Source organism: Teichococcus aestuarii (assembly GCF_042651065.1).
Taxonomy (GTDB): Bacteria; Pseudomonadota; Alphaproteobacteria; order Acetobacterales; family Acetobacteraceae; genus Pseudoroseomonas; species Pseudoroseomonas aestuarii.
In genome coordinates this window covers 35,607-52,559 of the sequence record NZ_JBHSCH010000006.1, presented here as the reverse complement: position 1 = coordinate 52,559, position 16,953 = coordinate 35,607, and the positions used below count along the sequence as shown (strand labels likewise).

16 protein-coding genes are annotated in these 16,953 nt (G+C 71.0%); 3 read left to right on the top strand and 13 right to left on the bottom strand.

Annotation, left to right across the window (positions count from 1 at the left end):
• Positions 1–9: 9 nt before the first annotated feature.
• The 7 genes from ACFOY6_RS04890 to trxB all read right to left on the bottom strand — a co-directional run bounded on the left by ACFOY6_RS04890 (position 10) and on the right by trxB (position 5,769).
• Complete coding sequence (locus ACFOY6_RS04890) at positions 10–891, bottom strand: alpha/beta fold hydrolase (protein WP_379649266.1); 882 nt, start codon at positions 889–891, stop codon at positions 10–12.
• 24 nt (positions 892–915) lie between these two features.
• Complete coding sequence (locus ACFOY6_RS04885; protein ID WP_109516127.1) at positions 916–1,242, bottom strand: multidrug DMT transporter permease; 327 nt, start codon at positions 1,240–1,242, stop codon at positions 916–918.
• A gap of 62 nt (positions 1,243–1,304) precedes the next feature.
• On the bottom strand, positions 1,305–2,084 hold the full coding sequence (fhuF, locus tag ACFOY6_RS04880; protein WP_379649263.1) for a siderophore-iron reductase FhuF: 780 nt from the start codon (positions 2,082–2,084) through the stop codon (positions 1,305–1,307).
• Between the two features lie 47 nt (positions 2,085–2,131).
• Entirely contained in the window at positions 2,132–3,133 is a 1,002-nt protein-coding gene (locus ACFOY6_RS04875; protein ID WP_379649261.1) for a tripartite tricarboxylate transporter substrate binding protein, read from the bottom strand.
• Positions 3,134–3,234: 101 nt separating this feature from the next.
• Entirely contained in the window at positions 3,235–3,603 is a 369-nt protein-coding gene (locus ACFOY6_RS04870; protein WP_379633386.1) for a hypothetical protein, read from the bottom strand.
• Between the two features lie 285 nt (positions 3,604–3,888).
• A complete protein-coding gene (locus ACFOY6_RS04865) occupies positions 3,889–4,782 on the bottom strand; it encodes a LysR family transcriptional regulator (RefSeq protein WP_379649259.1) in 894 nt (297 codons plus the stop codon).
• Between the two features lie 6 nt (positions 4,783–4,788).
• Positions 4,789–5,769 (bottom strand): thioredoxin-disulfide reductase, encoded by a 981-nt coding sequence (gene trxB / locus ACFOY6_RS04860; RefSeq protein ID WP_109516122.1) that lies wholly within the window; start codon positions 5,767–5,769, stop codon positions 4,789–4,791.
• Between the two features lie 137 nt (positions 5,770–5,906).
• Here trxB and ACFOY6_RS04855 point away from each other — a divergent pair, with 137 nt between their 5' ends.
• A complete protein-coding gene (locus tag ACFOY6_RS04855) occupies positions 5,907–6,389 on the top strand; it encodes an Lrp/AsnC family transcriptional regulator (RefSeq protein ID WP_109516121.1) in 483 nt (160 codons plus the stop codon).
• Positions 6,390–6,436: 47 nt separating this feature from the next.
• Here ACFOY6_RS04855 and ACFOY6_RS04850 read toward each other — a convergent pair whose 3' ends face one another.
• The 6 genes from ACFOY6_RS04850 to carA form a co-directional block, all read right to left on the bottom strand.
• Positions 6,437–7,687 carry a threonine ammonia-lyase gene (locus tag ACFOY6_RS04850; RefSeq protein ID WP_245906174.1) on the bottom strand — a complete coding sequence of 417 codons (1,251 nt, stop codon included), beginning with the start codon at positions 7,685–7,687 and terminating at the stop codon, positions 6,437–6,439.
• Between the two features lie 2 nt (positions 7,688–7,689).
• A complete protein-coding gene (greA, locus tag ACFOY6_RS04845) occupies positions 7,690–8,163 on the bottom strand; it encodes a transcription elongation factor GreA (RefSeq protein ID WP_379633390.1) in 474 nt (157 codons plus the stop codon).
• A gap of 147 nt (positions 8,164–8,310) precedes the next feature.
• A complete protein-coding gene (carB, locus tag ACFOY6_RS04840; RefSeq protein WP_379649256.1) occupies positions 8,311–11,553 on the bottom strand; it encodes a carbamoyl-phosphate synthase large subunit in 3,243 nt (1,080 codons plus the stop codon).
• A gap of 11 nt (positions 11,554–11,564) precedes the next feature.
• Positions 11,565–12,197 (bottom strand): LysE family translocator, encoded by a 633-nt coding sequence (locus ACFOY6_RS04835; RefSeq protein ID WP_379649254.1) that lies wholly within the window; start codon positions 12,195–12,197, stop codon positions 11,565–11,567.
• A gap of 42 nt (positions 12,198–12,239) precedes the next feature.
• Positions 12,240–12,998 (bottom strand): SDR family NAD(P)-dependent oxidoreductase, encoded by a 759-nt coding sequence (locus ACFOY6_RS04830; RefSeq protein WP_379649252.1) that lies wholly within the window; start codon positions 12,996–12,998, stop codon positions 12,240–12,242.
• Positions 12,999–13,027: 29 nt separating this feature from the next.
• Positions 13,028–14,425, bottom strand: coding sequence for a glutamine-hydrolyzing carbamoyl-phosphate synthase small subunit (gene carA / locus ACFOY6_RS04825; RefSeq protein WP_379649250.1), 1,398 nt, complete (start codon positions 14,423–14,425; stop codon positions 13,028–13,030).
• 139 nt (positions 14,426–14,564) lie between these two features.
• Here carA and ACFOY6_RS04820 point away from each other — a divergent pair, with 139 nt between their 5' ends.
• Together ACFOY6_RS04820 and dnaG are read left to right on the top strand one after the other, a co-directional pair.
• The gene (locus tag ACFOY6_RS04820) at positions 14,565–15,023 is read left to right on the top strand and encodes a GatB/YqeY domain-containing protein (RefSeq protein WP_109516115.1); all 459 of its coding nucleotides are present in this window, start codon (positions 14,565–14,567) and stop codon (positions 15,021–15,023) included.
• 55 nt (positions 15,024–15,078) lie between these two features.
• A complete protein-coding gene (dnaG, locus tag ACFOY6_RS04815) occupies positions 15,079–16,923 on the top strand; it encodes a DNA primase (RefSeq protein WP_379649248.1) in 1,845 nt (614 codons plus the stop codon).
• Positions 16,924–16,953: the final 30 nt, after the last annotated feature.

The window sequence follows — 16,953 nt, the reverse complement described above, 5'->3', positions numbered from 1 at the left end:
TTCACGTCCTCAACGCAGGAACGGCCCGACCGCCGCGAGCACCGCCTCCGGCGCCTCCTCGGCGAGGTAGTGGCCGCTGCGCACCGGGCCGCCGCTGACCGGCCCGGCGGCATAGCCCTGCCACAGCTCCAGCGGCTGATACCACTGGCCGATCTTCCCCTTCTCGCCCCACAGCACCATCAGCGGGCAGCGGATCTTCTCCCCCGCCGCGCGGCTGGCGCGGTCATGCTCCAGGTCGATGGTGGCGGCGGCGCGGTAATCCTCGCAGATGGCGGTGACAGTGCCGGGCCGGCGCAGCGCGGCGAGGTAGTCGGCACGCGCCTCGGGGTGGAAGAAGCCCCTGTCCTTCGGCTCGCGCGAGGTCTGCAGGTCGAACCAGTCCTCGACGTCGCGCAGGATCATGCGCTCCGGCAGGTCGTGCTTCTGCGCCAGGAAGAACCAGTGGTAGTAGCCGAGCGCGAAGGCCATGTCGGTGCGCTCGAAATGCTCGATCGTCGGCACGATGTCGAGCAGGGCGAGCCGCTCCACCGCCTCCGGCGCGTCCAGCGCCAGCCGGTGCGCCACGCGGGCGCCGCGGTCATGCGCCAGCACGCGGAAGCGCTCATGGCCGAGGCCGCGCATCAGCCCCAGCATGTCGGCTGCCATGGCGCGCTTGGCGTAGGGCGCATGGTCGGGGGTCGGTCCCGGCTTGCCGGAGAAGCCGTAGCCGCGCAGGTCCGGGCAGATCACCGTGTGGCGCTCGGCCAGAAGGGGCGCGATACGGTGCCACATGGCATGGGTCTGCGGGTTGCCGTGCAGCAGCAGCAGGGGCGGGCCCTCGCCCCCCCGGCGCAGGCGCAGCGTCTGGCCCGCGACGTCGCGTTCCTCCAGGACGAATCCCTCGAAGATCATGCCGTTTCCTCCTCTCCGGAGGGCTCAGCCCAGCACGGTATAGACGCCGAGCGCCAGCCCCGCCGCGCAGAAGCCCATGGACAGGCCCGGCCAGATGCTGCGGGGGCCACGGCTGGCCAGCAGCAGGTTGAAGACCAGCGACAGCCCGAAGCCCACCGCAGCGGTGGTCAGCGGCCGCATGTAGATGCCCCACACCAGCAGGCCGATCCACAGGAAGAAGGCCAGCCTGGCCAGGAGCTTCCAGATCGTGTCGGCCGCGTCGGAGGCCGGGCGCAGCTCCGGCACGTTGGAGCGGGTGTGGATGAAGGCACCGCCCGAGAGCAGCAGCAGCGCGGGAATGAAGGTGTCCATGCCTCAGCCGGGTAGCCAAGCCGGCGCCCCTTGCCAAGCCGCAAAGATGGGCCTGTCTGAGCTCAGCCTGCGCCGCCGCAGGATTTCCTGTCGCCGCCGCGCAGCAGCAGCGGGCAATAGGGGCATTCCTGGCGTTCCGGCAGGCGGTAGAGCAGGCAGCAGACCTTGCGCCAGTGCTGCCGCCCCTCCGGCCCTTCCAGCAGGCGCATCGGCTCGTGCAGTGGGTTGGCCGAGCCATCTGGCCAGTGCGTGGCCTCGATGACGGCCTGGCCTGGCGCCGCGCTGCCGGGCGGCGCGCCCTCGGCGGTGGCGGCCTCCCGCACGATCCAGGCGAAGTAGCTGGCGGCGTTGGCCCAGAGCACCCGGGGCGCCAGCCGCGCCTCGGCCGCCCAATGCGCGATCAGCGGCGCCAGATGCTCCTGCACCAGCGGCGCGAAGCGGGCGAAGGCGTCGGCCGGGGGCGGCGCCTCGCGCCCGGCATCGGGCAGGGCGATGGCGGCGGGCATGCCTTGCTCGGTCAGCATCACCGCCCCGCCCTGCGGCGCCAGCGGCAGGCTGCGATGCGCCAGCAGCAGCGTCAGCACCACCGGCGGGATCAGGGTGTAGAAATAGTGCCGGCTCCACAGCGAGAGCAGAGCGCGCCGGTCCTGCCCCGGCTGGCGGCGCAGCAGCGGCGCCAGGATCGCCTCCACGCCGCCGGGCGCCATCAGCGCGGCCAGCGGCAGCGAAGGGCCCGGCGTGCCCAGCGGCACCAGCCCTGCGCCGGCGCGGGTCAGGGGGCCGGTGAGGAAGGGGAAAGGCGTCATGCGCCCCTGCATAGCGCGGATGAGAAGCGTTCGCATCCAATTTCCGCGGCGGCGGGGCAATTGGCCCCGCCGCCGGCCCCGCGCTACTCCACCTGCACATTGGCGGCGCGGATCACCGCCGCCCAGCGCGCGATCTCGGCCTCCAGGAAGCGGCCCGCCTCCTCCGGCGTGCCACCCACCGTCTCGAAGCCCATGCCTTCCAGGTTCCGCACGGTGGCCGGCTCCCGCACGATGGCGGCGATCTCGGTCGAGACGCGGCGCACGATCTCGGGCGGCGTGCGGGCCGGCGCCAGCAGCAGGCACCAGGTGGAGGAGACGAAATCCGGCACGCCGGCTTCGGCGAAGGTCGGGATGTCCGGCGCGAAGGGCGGGCGGGCGGCGCTGGCGATGGCGAGCGGGCGGGCGTTGCCGGCCTCGAATTGCGGCCGCAGGGTCGAGTAGGTGTCGAACATGGCGCTGATGTTGCCGGCGATCAGGTCCTGCAGCGCCGGCTGGGTGCCGCGATAGGGCACATGCACCAGCCGGGTGCCGGTGCGCGCCTGCAGATCCTCCATCGTCAGGTGCGCCGCCGCGCCTATGCCGCTGGAGCCGAAGTTCAGCGCTCCCGGCTTGGCCTTCGCCTCGGCCAGGAGCTCGGGCAGGGTGCGGGGCCGCATCTTCCCGCTGCCGGCCAGGATCAGCGGCGCCGAGACGACATGCGAGACGGGGGCGAAATCCGCCACGGGGTCGAAGGGCAGGCGGCCCTTGAACAGCGTGGCGTTGGCGGCGTGCGCGCCGATCACCATGACGAAGGAATAGCCATCGAGCGGGCTGCTGGCGACGACCCCGGCGCCCAGGATGCTGTTGGCGCCGGGGCGGTTCTCGATGACGACCGGCTGGCCGAGGCGGCGGGAAAGCTGCTCGCCGACCAGGCGGGCGGCGATGTCGGTGGTGCCGCCCGGCGCATAGGGCACGACGATGCGGATGGGCCGGGCCGGCCAGGCCTCGGCCCGGGCCCCGCCGCCGGGCGCCAGCGCGGCGAGGCCCGCCGCGCCTAGCGTGAGCGCCTGGCGGCGCGGGAGGCCGGGTGTGAAGCTGCTGGGCATGGACGTTTCCCCTGTCTTTCGTTCGTTGCCGCCCCACTCTGCCGCAGGACAGCCGCCGGGCAAGCCGGTAACGAAGCCAGACTCGGGAAAGAGCGCGTGCCTCAGCCTTTCAGCAGGTGGCGGCTGGCGCGCCGCAGCAGCCAGCCTTGCAGGCCCGGTGCCTTGTGGATGGCGTCGCGCAACGCCTTCAGCTCGGCCTCCGCGCGGGAGCGGGCGAGGGCGGCCTCCACCGCGTGGCCGCGGGCGACCTGCCGTTCCTCCTCCAGCGTGGCGAGGCGGCGCGCCACCCGGCTCCTCTCGCCCTCCGGCCCCTGGCTGATCTCGCGTAGCAGGGCGCGGGCCTCCTCCAGCTCCTGCCGCAGACGCTCGACCTCACCCTGTGCGGCCGCTCCCTGAGGTGCCGCCGAGGACGGGCCGGCCAGACGAGGAGCGCGGGTGTTCGGGATGCTCTTGGAACGCTTGCGGCCCATGCCGGCTTTCCCCTCTCTGCCAAGCCAGGGTCGATACCCTTCCTGGCCGCATGGGGAAAGGCCAACGTCACCGAAAGCGGGAAGCCAAAAAAAGAGGCCCGGAAAACAGAGTTTTCCAGGCCAGTCATACAGGGAGGCTTCACGTCTGGGAGACGAAGGGTCAGAGACCCTTTCCGACCTAGTCGCCGGATGAAGAGACCCTAATGTGCGTCGCAGCATGCGCGTAGGTCGAATATCGCCACTCCGCCATGCGTTCCGCGCATGATGAAGTTTTCGCGTCCTCCCTCAGCCGTTGAGGCTGGCCAGTTCGGACACCAGGAAGTCGCGGAACACGCCGACACGCTTGGAATGCCGCATCTCTTCCGGATAGACGAAATAGGCGTCGATGCGCGGCGCCTTGAGGTCGCCCAGCACCGGAATGAGGTCGCGCAGGTCGTCGCCCATGTAGTCGGGCAGGGCGGCGAGGCCGAGGCCGGAGCGCACGGCGTGCAGCATGGCGGGCAGGCTGTTCACCTCCACCGCCGCGCGGCGCGGGCTTCCGGGGCGGCGCCCGGCTTCCAGCAGCCAGTTGATGCTTTCCACCGGTGGCCGGTAATCGCCATAGACGATCAGCCGGTGGGCATCGAGATCCTCGGCCCGCTGCGGGATGCCGGCCTGCTTCAGGTATTCCGGCGAGCCCACCACCTTCCAGCCGAAGGTGGCGACATGCCGCTGGATCAGGTCCGGCTGCTTCGGCGGGTGCATGCGGATGGCGACATCCGCCTCGCGCATGGCGAGGTCGAGATCGGCGTCGTCCAGCAGCAGCGTCACCGTCACGTCGCTGTGCAGGCCCATGAAGCGGCGCAGGCGCGGCGCCAGCCAGGTGGTGCCGAAGCCGGTGGTGGTGGTCACCTTCAGCCGGCCTGCGGCGCGTTCCCGGCTCTCGGTCAGCAGCGCCTCGGTCATCGCCAGCTTGGCGAAGACCTCCCGCACGGTGCGGTTCAGCGTCTCGCCCTGCTCCGTCAGGATCAGGCCGCGCGCATGGCGGTGGAAGAGGGGCACCTGCAGCGCCTCCTCCAGCGCCTGGATCTGGCGCGAGACGGCCGACTGGCTGAGGTTCAGCGACTCACCCGCATGGGTGAAGCTGCCCGCCTCGGCGACGGCGTGGAAGACCCGGAGCTTGTCCCAATCGAGCGGCATGGCGGGTCAGGCGGCTTCGGCGGTGGCGGCGGCGTCCTCGCGCTCAGCGAGGAACTTCTCCGCCTCCAGCGCCGCCATGCAGCCGGTGCCGGCGGCCGTCACCGCCTGGCGGTAGACACGATCCTGCACATCGCCGGCGGCGAAGATGCCTGCCCGGCTGGTCCGCGTCGAATCAGGGGCCGTCACCAGATATCCTTCCGCATCCATGTCCAGCTGTCCCTTGAACAGGCTCGTGGCCGGGGCGTGGCCGATGGCGACGAAGACGCCATCCACCGCCAGTTCCCGCGCCTGGCCGGTGTCGCGGTCGCGCAGGGCGAGGCCGCGTGCCACGGGCGTGCGCCCCCCGGTCTCCGCCAGGACCTGCTCGGTCAGCGTGTTCCAGAGGATCGTCACGTTGCTCTTGGCCATCAGCCGCTTCTGCAGGATCCGCTCCGCCCGTAGCGTGTCGCGGCGGTGAATCAGCGTCACGTGCCGCGCCAGGTTGGAGAGGTAAAGCGCTTCCTCCACCGCGGAGTTGCCGCCGCCGATCACCGCGACGTCCTTGTTGCGGTAGAAGAAGCCGTCGCAGGTGGCGCAGGCCGAGACGCCGAAGCCGGAAAGCTCCTTCTCGCCCGGGATGCCCAGCCACTTGGCCTGGGCGCCGGTGGCGATGACCACGGCCTCGGCCTCGTAGCTGTCGCCCGAATCGCCGGTGCAGCGGAAGGGCGGGCCGGCGGCGAAGTCGACGGCGGTGATCAGGTCGTGGTGGATGCGGGCGCCGACATGCTCGGCCTGCTCGCGCATCTGCTCCATCAGCCAGGGGCCCTGGATGGGGGCGGCGAATCCGGGATAGTTCTCGACCTCGGTGGTGATGGTGAGCTGCCCGCCCGGCTGCATGCCGGCCACGATCAGCGGCTCCAGCCCGGCGCGGGCGGCGTAGATGGCCGCCGTGTAGCCGGCGGGGCCGGCCCCGAGGATCAGAAGGCGGGTGCGGTGCAGTTCAGACAAGGGCTTGGTCCCGGAATCGCTCTGTTGTCGCAGGATATCGGAAAGAACCCGTTTCCCCGCAACCCGATGCCTTGAATAGAAGGGCTCGTGCAAGGATATTGCGCCTGAAACGCCGCTCGAGCAACGAAACGGTTCCGATGAAGCCTGAAACGATCGACAACCTGGATGCGGTAGACCGCCAGATCCTCGCGGAACTTCAGGCCGATGGCCGGATGACCAATGTGGAGCTGGCCCGGCGGGTGGAGCTCTCCGCGCCGCCCTGCCTGCGCCGGGTGCGCCGGCTGGAGGAGGGCGGCATCATCCGCGGCTACCACGCCGACATCGACCCCGTGGCGCTGGGCTGGCAGATCACCTTCTTCGCGGTGGTGGGGCTGGAGAGCCAGAAGCACGCCATCCTCTCCGCCTTCGAGGCGGAGGTGACCACCTGGCCGGAGGTGCGGGAATGCCACATGATCCGTGGCGGGGGCGACTTCCTGCTGCGGCTGGTGGCGCGCGACACGGCGCATGAGAACGCCCTGACCAACCGCCTGACCGCCGCGCCGAATGTGGGGCGGGTGACCACGTTGCAGACCATCCACACCGCCAAGGAAGTGCCCGGCGTGCCGCTGGACGTGAAATAAGGAAGCGTACGGCAAGGCGGGGGAGGGCCTGCCTCCCCCGCGCGCCCTCAACCCCGCCGCACCACGTAGTTGGCGGCTTCCATCGCGGCGATGATGGCATTGCCCTGTGCGGCGTCGCGCACCTCGATCATCAGCTCCAGCTCGGTGGACTGCACCGTGGGCGCGCCGAAGAGCTGCTGGTGCTTCACCTCGATGACGTTGCCGCCGGCATCCGAGATGCGCTTCGAGATGTCGGCCAGCACGCCGGGGCGGTCGGGGATGTCGAAATGCAGGCGCAGGATGCGGCCATCCCGCAGCAACTGGCGCAGCAGCACGTTGGAGAGCGCCCGGGCATCGATGTTGCCGCCGCAGACCGGGGTGCCGACCTTGCGGCCGGCGAAGCGCCCCGGATGCGCCAGCAGCGCCGCGACGCCGGCCGCGCCGGCGCCCTCGGCCACCACCTTGGCGCCCTCGGCCAGCAGGGCCACGCCCTGTTCCACCGCCCGCTCCGGCACCACCAGCACCTCGATGCCGAGACTCCTGAGCAGCGCATAGGGGGCCTCGCCCACATCGCGCACGGCGATGCCCTCGGCGATGGTCGGGCCGCCGACCGCCACGGGCTGCCCGGCCAGGCGCTGCGCCATGGCCGGGTAGCCTTCCACCTCGACGCCATAGACGGTGAGGCCGGGGTTCAGCTCCAGCGCCGCGGCGGCGCAGCCGGCCAGCAGCCCGCCGCCGCCGACGGGAAAGACCAGCGTGTCCAGCCCCGGCGCGTCCTCGATCATCTCGATCGCCATGGTGCCCTGGCCGGCCATCACGCCCGGGTCGTCATAGGGGTGGATGAAGGTCAGCCCCTCGCGCAGCGCCAGCGCATGGGCGTGCGCCGCGGCCTCGGCCAGGGTCTCGCCATGCAGCACCACGGTGGCGCCCCAGCTCTCGGTCCGCACCACCTTGGTGGCGGGCGTGAAGCGCGGCATGACGATGGTGGCGCGTATGCCGAGCAGGCTGGCATGGCGGGCCACCGCCTGGGCGTGGTTGCCGGCCGACATGGCGATGACGCCGGTGGCCTTCTCCCGCGCCGTCAGCAGCGCCAGCCGGTTGGCGGCACCGCGCTCCTTGAAGGCGCCGGTGGCCTGGAGGTTGTCCAGCTTCAGCCACACCTCGCAGCCGGCGGCGCGGCCGATGACGGGGGCCGGCACCATGGGCGTGCGCAGCACCGCGCCCTGGATGCGGGTGGCGGCCTCCCGCACATCGGCCAGGGTGACGAGGCCGGGCGCGGGCAGGTCGAGCGTCATGCCCGGCAGGCTGCGGCTCGGCATGGTCAGCGGAAGCGGACCTTGGCGATCTCGTAGGCGCGCGCGCCACCGGGGGCCGGCACCTCGACGGAGTCGCCGAGCTTCTTGCCGAGCAGCGCCTTGGCCAGCGGCGAGGAGATGGAGATGGAGCCCTGCTTGGTGTCCGCCTCGTACTGGCCGACGATGCGGTAGGTCTTCTCCTCCTCGCTCTCCTCGTCGATGACCGTGACGGTGGCGCCGAAGCGCACCTGGTCACCGGAGAATTTCGAGACGTCGATCACCTCGGCGGAGGGAACGATGCTCTCCAGCTCGGCGATGCGGCCCTCGACGAAGGACTGGCGCTCGCGCGCGGCATGGTACTCGGCGTTCTCGGACAGGTCGCCATGCTCGCGGGCCTCGGCGATCGCGCGGATCACCGCGGGGCGCTCCTCCGATTTCAGATGCCGCAATTCCTCCTCAAGTCGGGCGAGACCTTCGGCGGTCATCGGGAATTTCTGCACGGCAGATCTTTCCTTCATACGCGGCAACGGCCGCCGGGCAGGACCCGGCGGCCTTCCGGCACCCCAGGGCGGTTGCCCCTGCGGATGCCATTGGCGGGAAACATGGATCGGGCGGGACGGGCCTTGCAGCCTGCCCCGCCCCGCCCTTCAGAACGAAGGAGGAAAGTAAGCCTGTAAGGGCGCCACTTCAAGAGTTCCGGCCTTCAGCGCGGCGATGGCGTGCACCGCGGCGCGGGCGCCGGCCATGGTGGTGTAGTGCGGCACTCCATGGGTCAGCGCGCCGCGGCGGATGTCGAAGCTGTCCGCCACCGCCTGGCCGGTGCCGGTGGTGTTGATGACGAGCTGGATCTCGCCATTGCGGATGGCGTCCACGCAATGCGGGCGGCCCTCCATCACCTTGTTCACCACCGTCACGGCGAGCCCCGCCTCGCGCAGCGCCGCGGCGGTGCCGCGCGTGGCCATGATGCGGAAGCCCATGTCGGACAGGCGGCGGACGAAGGAGATGGCCCCCTTCTTGTCGGTGTCCTTCACCGAGACGAAGGCGGCGCCCTCCAGCGGCAGCTTCACGCCGGCGCCGAGCTGCGCCTTGGCGAAGGCACGCTCGAAGGAGGCGTCGAGCCCCATCACCTCGCCGGTGGACTTCATCTCCGGCCCGAGGATGACATCGACATTGGGGAAGCGGTTGAAGGGGAACACCGCCTCCTTCACCGCGACGTGCCGGTTCACCGCCTCGTCGTCGAGCTTGAACTCGGAGAGCTTCGCGCCGGCCATGACGCGGGCGCCGATCTTGGCGATTGGCACGCCGGTGGCCTTGGCCACGAAGGGCGCCGTGCGCGAGGCGCGCGGGTTGACCTCGAGGACGAAGATCTCGCCGTCCTTCACCGCGTACTGCACGTTCATCAGGCCCTTCACCTTCAGGGCCTTGGCCATCGCCTCCGTCTCCGCCTTCAGCTCGGTCACCACCGAGGGGGGGAGGGAGTAGGGGGGAAGCGAGCAGGCGCTGTCACCCGAATGGATGCCCGCCTCCTCGATATGCTCCATGACGCCGGCGACATAGACCTGCCCGTCCTCGTCGGCGATGCAGTCCACATCCACCTCGATGGCGTCCTGCAGGTACTGGTCGATCAGGATCGGGTTCTCGCCGGAGACGATCACCGCCTCCTGGCCGAAGCGCAGAAGCTGCTCGCGGTTGTAGGCGATCTCCATGGCGCGGCCGCCCAGCACGTAGGAGGGGCGCACCACCACGGGGTAGCCGATGCGCTCGGCCTCGACCACCGCTTCGTCCAGCGTGCGGACGATGCCGTTCTGCGGCTGCTGCAGGCCGAGGCCCTTGAGAAGCTGCTGGAAGCGCTCGCGGTCCTCGGCGATGTCGATGGCCTCGGCGGAGGTGCCGAGGATCGGGATGCCCGCCTTGTGCAGGGCCTGGGAGAGCTTCAGCGGCGTCTGCCCGCCATACTGCACGATGCAGCCCAGCACCTCGCCCTTCTCCTGCTCCTTGCGGATCAGGGAGATCACGTCCTCGGCCGTCAGCGGCTCGAAGTAGAGGCGGTCCGAGGTGTCGTAGTCGGTGGAGACGGTCTCGGGGTTGCAGTTGACCATGATGGTCTCGAAGCCGGCCTCGCGTAGCGCGTAGCAGGCATGAACGCAGCAATAGTCGAACTCGATGCCCTGGCCGATGCGGTTCGGCCCGCCGCCGAGGATGACGATCTTCTTGCGGTCCGTCGGCCGGCTCTCGCAGGCGGGGGTGCCGAAGCCGCCCTCGTAAGTCGAGTACATGTAGGGCGTGTCGGAGGCGAACTCGGCGGCGCAGGTGTCGATGCGCTTGAACACCGGCAGCACGCCGAGGCCGAGGCGGTGTTGCATCACCGCCGCCTCGCTCTGGCCGCTCAGCACGCCGAGGCGCTTGTCGGAGAAGCCCATCGCCTTCAGCCGGCGCAGGCCGTGCGCGTCCTGCGGCAGCCCCTCGGCGCGGACGCCCTCCTCGGCGCGGACGATCTTCTCGATCTCGCGGATGAACCAGGGCTCGAAGCGGCAGGCCTCGTGGATCTCCTCCACCGTCAGGCCGGCGCGCAGCGCCTGCGCCACGTTCAGCACGCGGTCCGGCTTCGGCGTGGCCAGCGAGGCGATATGCGCCTCGCGGCTGTTGTCGGCCATGGCGATATCGTCGAGGCCCGACAGGCCGGTCTCCAGGCTGCGCAGGCCCTTCTGCAGCGCCTCGTTGAAGGAGCGGCCGATCGCCATCGCCTCGCCCACCGACTTCATCGAGGTGGTCAGCGTCGCCGGCGTGCCGGGGAACTTCTCAAACGTGAAGCGGGGAATCTTGATGACGACGTAGTCGATGGTCGGCTCGAAGCTGGCCGGCGTCACCATGGTGATGTCGTTCTTCAGCTCGTCCAGCGTGTAGCCGACGGCGAGCTTGGCGGCGATCTTGGCGATCGGGAAGCCCGTCGCCTTCGAGGCCAGTGCCGAGGAGCGGGAGACGCGCGGGTTCATCTCGATGACGACCATGCGGCCATCCACCGGGTTGATGCCGAACTGCACGTTGGAGCCGCCGGTATCGACGCCGATCTCGCGCAGGCAGGCGATGGAGGCATCGCGCATGCGCTGGTACTCTTTGTCGGTCAGCGTCAGCGCCGGCGCCACCGTGACAGAGTCACCGGTGTGCACGCCCATCGGGTCCAGGTTCTCGATGGAGCAGACGATGATGCAGTTGTCCGCGGTATCGCGGACCACCTCCATCTCGTACTCCTTCCAGCCCAGCACGCTCTCCTCGATCAGCACCTCGTTGGTCATCGAGGCGGAGAGGCCGGCGGAGACGATCTGCTCGAACTCCTCGCGGTTGTAGGCGATGCCGCCGCCCGTGCCGCCCAGCGTGAAGGAGGGGCGGATGACGCAGGGCAGCTTCACCAGCTCCAGCCCGGCGCGCGCCTCCTCCATCGTGTGAGCGATGTGGCTGCGCGGGCTCTCGATGCCGATCTTGGTCATCGCGTCGCGGAACTTCAGCCGGTCCTCGGCCTTGTCGATCACCTCGGCCTTGGCGCCGATCAGCTCGCAGCCATACTTCTCCAGCACGCCGGCCTCGGCCAGCTTGAGGGAGGTGTTCAGCGCCGTCTGGCCGCCCATGGTCGGCAGCAGCGCGTCCGGGCGCTCCTTGGCGATGATCTTCTCCACCATCTCGACCGTGATCGGCTCGATATAGGTGGCGTCCGCCAGGCCCGGGTCGGTCATGATGGTGGCGGGGTTGGAGTTCACCAGGATCACCCGGTAGCCCTCCGCCCGCAGCGCCTTGCAGGCCTGCGCGCCCGAATAGTCGAACTCGCAGGCCTGGCCGATGACGATGGGGCCGGCCCCGATGATCAGGATGGACTTGATGTCTGTACGCTTCGGCATCGGGAGGGCCCTTATCGGCGGGAGTCGGTGGCGAGTTTGACGGCGATCAGCCCCAGCGCGCCGCCCAGCACATAGCGCTGCGCGGCCAGCCAGAGGGGACGCCTGGCCAGGAAGGTGGAGATGCCCCCGGCGCCCAGCACCAGGAGGATGTCGAACAGCGCGCCGATCAGCACCTGCACGCTGCCCAGGATGACGCCCTGCGCCAGCACGCTGCCGCGGGCGGGGTCGATGAAGGGCGGCAGCACCGCCACGTAGAACAGCGCCACCTTCGGGTTCAGCAGCGCCGTGGCGGCGCCCACGGCGAACAGCCGGGCCGGCGGCTCCGGCGGCAGGGCGCGCGGCTCGAACACCGAGGCGCCGCCGGGGCGCAGCGTCTGCCAGGCCATCCAGCCGAGATAGGCGGCGCCGCCCAGGCGCAGCACGTCATAGGCATAGGGCACCGCCAGCAGGGCCGCGGTGACGCCGGCCGCGGCGGCCAGCATGATCAGCGCCATGCCCGCCTGGCAGCCGGCCAGCGAGACCAGACCCGCCCGCCGCCCCTGCGCCAGAGTGCGGGAGGCGAGGTAGAGCATGTTCGGCCCCGGCGTAACCGCCAGCCCCACGGAGAGCGCGGCGAAGGCCAGGAGCGCCGCGAGCGAGGGCATCAGCCCATCCCCGCGGCAGGAACCGGCGCCGCGCCCATGGCCTCAGCCCTGGATCGAGAAGCCGCCATCGACCGGGATGGCGGTGCCGGTGATGAAGGCGGCCTCGTCGCTGGCGAGGAAGGCGGCGATGCCGCCGAAATCCTTCGGGTCGCCCCAGCGCTTGCTGGGACTGCGGGCGATGACGGCGTCGTTCAGGGTCGGCACGTCCTGCCGCGCCTTGCGGGTCAGGTCGGTGTCGATCCAGCCGGGCAGGATGGCGTTGGCGGTGATGCCGTCGGCGCTCCAGGCAGCGGCGAGGGACTTGGTGTACTGCACCACCGCCCCCTTGCTCGCCCCATAGGCCGGGGAGAAGGAGACGCCGAAGATGGAAAGCATGGAGCCGATGTTGATGACACGGCCATGGCCGCTCGCCTTCAGCGCCGGGTAGGCGGCGCGGGTCAGGCGCATCACGCCGGTCAGGTTGGTGTCCAGCACCGTCATCCACTCCTCGTCCGTCACCATGTGCGGAGCCTTGCGGATGTTGGTGCCGGCGTTGTTCACCAGGATGTCGAGCCGGCCGGCCTGGGCCAGCACCTCCTCCACCAGCTTCGCCGGCACGGCGGGGTCCGTCAGCTCGGCCTGGAGGGCGAGGGTCTGGCCGCCCAGCTCGGCGGCGGCGGCGGCGTTCTTCTCCGCGCTGCGGCCGGCGATGACGATGCGCGCGCCGCAGGCGGCCAGGCCGCGCGCCATGCCGAGGCCGATGCCGCCATTGCCGCCGGTGACCAGCGCCACGCGCCCCGTCAGGTCGAACATTCCAGCCATGCCCTGTCTCCCCTGTTCTGGCCGGCGGCTCAGGCCGCCTTGTGCTTCTCGATCATCTCGACAAAGCGGTGGAAGAGATAGTGGCTGTCCGACGGGCCGGGGCTGGCCTCCGGGTGGTACTGCACCGAGAAGGCCGGGCGGTCGGTGGCGGCGATGCCCTCGTTCGAGCCGTCGAACAGCGAGACATGGGTGATCTTCACCGTCTCCGGCAGCGACTTGTCGTCCACCGCGAAGCCGTGGTTCTGGCTGGTGATCTCGACGCGGCCGGTGGCCAGGTCCTTCACCGGCTGGTTGGCGCCGCGATGGCCGCGGTCCAGCTTGAAGGTGCGGCCGCCCAGCGCCAGCGCCAGCAGCTGGTGGCCGAGGCAGATGCCGAACACCGGCGTGCCGGCATCCAGCACGCCGCGGATGGCGGGCACCGCGTAGGCGCCCGTCGCCGCCGGGTCGCCGGGGCCGTTGGAGAGGAACACGCCATCCGGCTTGTGGGAGAGGATGTCCTCGGCGGTGGCGGTGGCGGGCAGCACGGTCACCTCGCAGCCGGCATCGGCCAGGCAGCGCAGGATGTTGCGCTTGGCGCCGTAGTCGACGGCCACCACCTTGTGCTTGCGCGCCGGCGCCACGTTGTAGCCCTGGCCCCAGGACCACAGCCCCTCGGTCCAGGCATAGGACTGGCGGCAGGAGACCTCCTTGGCGAGGTCCATGCCCTCCAGCCCCGGCCAGCCGGCGGCCTGGGCGCGCAGCGCGGGGATGTCGAAGCGGCCATCCTGCGGGTGGGCCAGCACGCCGTTCGGCGCGCCGCCATCGCGGATGCGGGCGGTCAGCGCGCGGGTGTCGATGCCGGCGATGCCGGGAATGCCGTGGCTCTTCAGCCAGTCATCGAGGTGCCGGGTGGCGCGGTAATTGGCCGGCTCGGTCAGGTCGAGCTTCACCACCAGGCCGCGCGCGGCGGGGGTGATGCTCTCCACATCCTCCGCATTGGCGCCCACATTGCCGATATGCGGGAAGGTGAAGGTGATGATCTGCCCCGCATAGGAGGGGTCGGTCAGGGTTTCCTGATAGCCCGTCATGCCGGTGTTGAAGCAGATCTCGCCGACGCTGGCGGTGTGGGCGCCGAAGCCCACGCCCCAGAAGACCGTGCCATCGGCCAGCACCAGGGCGGCGGTGGCGCCGGCGGGGGGCTGCTGATCGTCGGTCGGGGTGGCGGCAGCGGGCATGCGCGTCTCCGGGCTCGGTTCGGTCTGCGGGGTGGGGGCGGCGGCCAGCTCCGCCAGGGAGAGGCCGGTGGCGGCGAGGATCGCCGGCCAGTGCCTGGCGGGAATGGCGCGCGCCTGGCGCCACTTCCGCACTGCCTCGGTGCCGACGCCGCAGCGCTCGGCCACGGCTTCGCTGCCGCCCATCAGGGCGATGATGTCATCCACAGACCGCATGGGAGGCTTATGTGGGAAGAAATTTCCCAGTGCAACCAAATCCGGGCAAGTGGGAAAAAATTTCCCAGCCTGGCTACCCCCTGGCTCCGGCCGCGCCGAGCGGCTTTATACCCCGCCCGATCCCAGAGGAGAGTGACCGATGAGCCTGCGCGAACGCTTCACCCAGGAATTGAAGGTGGCCATGCTGGCCAAGGACGCGGCCCGCACCTCCACCATCCGCATGATCATGGCCAAGCTGAAGGACACCGACATTGCCGCCCGGCCCTCGGGCGTCGATCAGGTGCCGGAGGAGCAGATCGTGGCCATGCTGCGCTCGATGGTGAAGTCCCGCCGCGAGAGCGTCGAGATGTACACCCAGGGCAACCGGCCGGAGCTGGCGGAGAAGGAAGGCGCCGAGATTGCCGTGATCGAATCCTTCCTGCCGCGGCAGATGGACGAGGCCGCCATGCAGGCCGCCGTGGCCGAGGCGGTTGCCGAGAGCGGCGCCAGCTCGGTGAAGGACATGGGCAAGGTGATGGCGGTGCTGAAGGCGAAGCACGCCGCGACGCTGGACATGGCCAAGGCCGGCCCGATGGTGAAGGCGGCGCTGAACGGCTGAGGCCGGGCGCGGCGTGGCGTGGCGCGGCGCCGCGGCATGGCTTAGGTAGGGCGGCATGTCCCTGCCGCCCAACTTCCTGGAGGAGCTGCGCCTGCGCACGCCGCTGGCGCCGCTGATCGGCCGCAGCGTGAAGCTGACGCGCGCCGGGCGGCAATGGCGCGGCTGCTGCCCCTTCCACGGCGAGAAGTCGCCCTCCTTCTACGTATATGACGACCACTACCACTGCTTCGGCTGCGGCGCGCATGGTGATGCCATCGCCTATGTCATGCAGAGCCAGGGCGCCAGCTTCCCCGAGGCGGTGGAGCGGCTGGCCGCCGAGGCGGGGCTGGAGGTGCCCAAGGCCACCCCGCAGCAGGCCCGGCGTGAGGAGAAGCGGCGCGACCTGCACGGCGTGATGCAGGCCGCCGCCGAGGCCTTCCAGCGCCGGCTGCGGCTGCCGGAGGGCCGGGCGGGGCTGGACTACCTGCTGCGCCGCGGCCTCTCGGAGGAGACCATCCGCAAGTTCGGCCTCGGCTGGTCCGGCGGCGGGCGCGGCACGCTGGCGGCCGACCTGAAGCCGCTCGGCATCGAGCCGCCGCAGCTCGTCGAGGCCGGGCTGATGCGGGCGGGGGAGGGGGACGCGCCCCCGGCCGACCTCTATTTCAACCGGGTGATGTTCCCGATCCGCGACCGGCGCGGCCGCATCGTCTCCTTCGGCGGCCGGGTGCTGGGGGATGCGCAGCCGAAATACGTCAACGGCCCGGAGACCGAGCTGTTCTCCAAGCGCCGCAACCTCTACGGCGCCGACCTGGCGCGCGAGGCCGCCTTCAAGGGCGCGCCCGTGGTGGTGGTGGAGGGCTACATGGACGTCATCGCCCTGCACCAGGCGGGGTTCGGCGGCGCCGTGGCCCCGCTCGGCACGGCGCTGACGGAGGAGCAGCTGGCCGAGCTGTGGCGCATGGCGCCGCAGCCGCTGCTCTGCTTCGACGGCGACAAGGCCGGCCTGCGCGCCGCCGCCCGCGCCGCCGAGCTGGCGCTGCCGCTGCTCTCGCCCGAGCGCAGCCTGGGCTTCGTCACCCTGCCGGCGGGCGAGGACCCGGACACGCTGGTGGCCAAGGGCGGCTCCGGCGCCTTCCGCACCCTGCTGGAGGCGGCCCGCCCGCTCTCGGCGGTGCTGTATGGCATGCTGGCCGAGAAGCACCCCGGCGGCACGCCCGAGGCGCGCGCCGCGCTGCGCCACGACCTCGAGGACGCGGCCGGCAAGATCCCCGACAAGTTCCTGGCCGGCGAATACCGCCGCGCCCTGCTCGACAGCTTCTTCGCCGGCAACCGCCGCCCCGCCCCGGCGCCGCGCCAGCCCTGGTCGCCGCGCGGCGGGGCGGGCGGGGGCGGTGCCCGGCCCCCGGCCCCCGCCCTGAACCTGCCGCGCCCCGGCATCGACCCCGCGCAGGTGCGGCAGGAGCAGGCGCGCTGCCTGCTGGCCATCACCCTGGCCCATCCCTGGCTACTCGGCGAGGTGGAGGAGGCGCTGGCCAGCCTGGAGCTGCCCGAGGGCATGGCGCGCCGGTTGCAGCAGGCCATGCTGGGCTGGCACGGCGGGACGGAGCGCCTTGAAGCGGCGGCGCTCGCCGACCACCTCGAAAAAATGGACCCTGACGGCCTGGCCTGGCTGCGCCAGTCGCCGCGCATGCTGCCCGCGGCGGCGAAGGAAGCGGCCCTGCCGCAGCTGGTGACGCAGCAATGGTGGTACTTCTTCGGCCGCTTCCGCGGCGAGGCGGCGCTGCTGCTGGAGCGCGAGGCGGCGGTGCGGGACCTTGCCGCCACTGGCAGCGCGGCCGCGCAGACGCGGCTGATCCGGCTCAACGAATTGCTCGCCGCCCAGCGCCGCGGCGAGATGGAGGAGGAGAATGAGGGCGGGTGAGCGGCGCGCCCGCCGGGCGCCATTCCGCGA

Bases quoted from the DNA above. Each gene is read 5' to 3' on its own strand.
- carA (WP_379649250.1), bottom strand. From the start codon at position 14,425: ATGCGGTCTGTGGATGACATCATCGCCCTGATGGGCGGCAGCGAAGCC.
- ACFOY6_RS04835 (WP_379649254.1), bottom strand. From the start codon at position 12,197: ATGCCCTCGCTCGCGGCGCTCCTGGCCTTCGCCGCGCTCTCCGTGGGG.
- ACFOY6_RS04875 (WP_379649261.1), bottom strand. From the start codon at position 3,133: ATGCCCAGCAGCTTCACACCCGGCCTCCCGCGCCGCCAGGCGCTCACG.
- ACFOY6_RS04820 (WP_109516115.1), top strand. From the start codon at position 14,565: ATGAGCCTGCGCGAACGCTTCACCCAGGAATTGAAGGTGGCCATGCTG.
- ACFOY6_RS04870 (WP_379633386.1), bottom strand. From the start codon at position 3,603: ATGGGCCGCAAGCGTTCCAAGAGCATCCCGAACACCCGCGCTCCTCGT.
- fhuF (WP_379649263.1), bottom strand. From the start codon at position 2,084: ATGCGAACGCTTCTCATCCGCGCTATGCAGGGGCGCATGACGCCTTTC.
- ACFOY6_RS04830 (WP_379649252.1), bottom strand. From the start codon at position 12,998: ATGGCTGGAATGTTCGACCTGACGGGGCGCGTGGCGCTGGTCACCGGC.
- ACFOY6_RS04890 (WP_379649266.1), bottom strand. From the start codon at position 891: ATGATCTTCGAGGGATTCGTCCTGGAGGAACGCGACGTCGCGGGCCAG.
- ACFOY6_RS04850 (WP_245906174.1), bottom strand. From the start codon at position 7,687: ATGCCGAGCCGCAGCCTGCCGGGCATGACGCTCGACCTGCCCGCGCCC.
- ACFOY6_RS04885 (WP_109516127.1), bottom strand. From the start codon at position 1,242: ATGGACACCTTCATTCCCGCGCTGCTGCTGCTCTCGGGCGGTGCCTTC.
- carB (WP_379649256.1), bottom strand. From the start codon at position 11,553: ATGCCGAAGCGTACAGACATCAAGTCCATCCTGATCATCGGGGCCGGC.
- ACFOY6_RS04865 (WP_379649259.1), bottom strand. From the start codon at position 4,782: ATGCCGCTCGATTGGGACAAGCTCCGGGTCTTCCACGCCGTCGCCGAG.
- dnaG (WP_379649248.1), top strand. From the start codon at position 15,079: ATGTCCCTGCCGCCCAACTTCCTGGAGGAGCTGCGCCTGCGCACGCCG.
- ACFOY6_RS04855 (WP_109516121.1), top strand. From the start codon at position 5,907: ATGAAGCCTGAAACGATCGACAACCTGGATGCGGTAGACCGCCAGATC.